Genomic DNA, 1126 nt, shown 5'->3' on the forward strand with positions numbered 1-1126 from the left:
CACCCTGGACGGCCGCCCCGTCCGCCCCGGAAAGGACTTCTACCGCCGCGTCCAGGGCGTCTTCCAGGACCCCTTCTCCTGCTACAACCCGGTCTTCCGGGCCGACCGCGTCTTCGACCTGATCCGCCGCGCCTACCACCCCGGCGTCTCCGACAAGGAATGGGCGGGCCGCGTCGAGAAGGCCGTACGCGACGTGCGCCTGGACCCCGGACAGGTGCTGGGCCGCTACCCGCACCAGCTCAGCGGCGGCCAGTTGCAACGCCTCCTCATCGCCCGCGCGCTCCTGCTCGACCTGAGTTTCCTGGTCGCCGACGAGATCACCAGCATGCTCGACGCCTCCACCCGCATCGACGTCCTCAACCTCCTGGCCGTCCTCAAGGAGCGCGGCCTCGGCGTCCTCTACATCACCCACGACCTGGCGCTCGGCACCTACCTGGCGGAGAAGACCGTGGTCCTGCGCCGCGGCCGGGTCGTCGAACGCGGCGACACCCAGAAGGTGTTCGGCAACCCGCTCCACCCGTACACCCGCACCCTGCTGGCCGCCGTGCCCCGCCTCAACACCCCGTGGACCGAGGCCGAACCGCTGGAAGGCTGCGCCTTCCACGAGGCGGGTTCGCCGGACACCGACCTGTACGAGACCGAGCCGGACCACTTCGTCGCCTGCGCCCAGCTCCCCGACTGCGGAAGGACCTCCGCGTGACCCTTCGCCACCTGCCCCTGCACGAAGGCTGGACGCTCACCGCGGACAGCCCCGTGCCCCTCGGGCTCCCCACAGGAGGCGTCCCCGCCACCGTGCCCGGCTGCGTCCACACCGACCTGCTTGCCGCCGGAGTCATCCCGGACCCCTTCCTCGAGCTCAACGAGACCGAGGTCGCCTGGGTCGGCCGGCGCTCGTGGACCTATGCCACCGACGTTTCCCACGACAGCCGGCACGAGCGCACCGACCTCGTCTTCGAGGGCCTGGACACCGCTGCCCGGATCGCTCTCGACGGCCGGGAGGTCGGGACGACGCGGAACATGCACCGCACCTACCGATTCGACGTCACGGGCCTGACCGGCCGGCTGGAGGTGAACTTCGCCTCCGCCTACGCGGAGGCCGAGGCGGTACGCGCCGTTACCGGAGACC

The 1126-nt window shown here is 71.1% G+C and carries 1 protein-coding gene and 1 pseudogene; both read left to right on the plus strand.

Annotated features, from left to right (window positions below; all coding sequences use genetic code 11):
* A partial coding sequence (locus ABZV94_RS41850; protein WP_356350380.1) for an ATP-binding cassette domain-containing protein occupies positions 1 to 700 on the plus strand: 700 nt, incomplete at its 5' end.
* Positions 701 to 753: 53 nt separating this feature from the next.
* Positions 754 to 1126: pseudogene (locus ABZV94_RS41855) on the plus strand (glycoside hydrolase family 2 protein); the annotation flags it as partial.

It is taken from the genome of Streptomyces sp. NPDC004658, assembly GCF_040609555.1.
GTDB lineage: Bacteria > Actinomycetota > Actinomycetes > Streptomycetales > Streptomycetaceae > Streptomyces.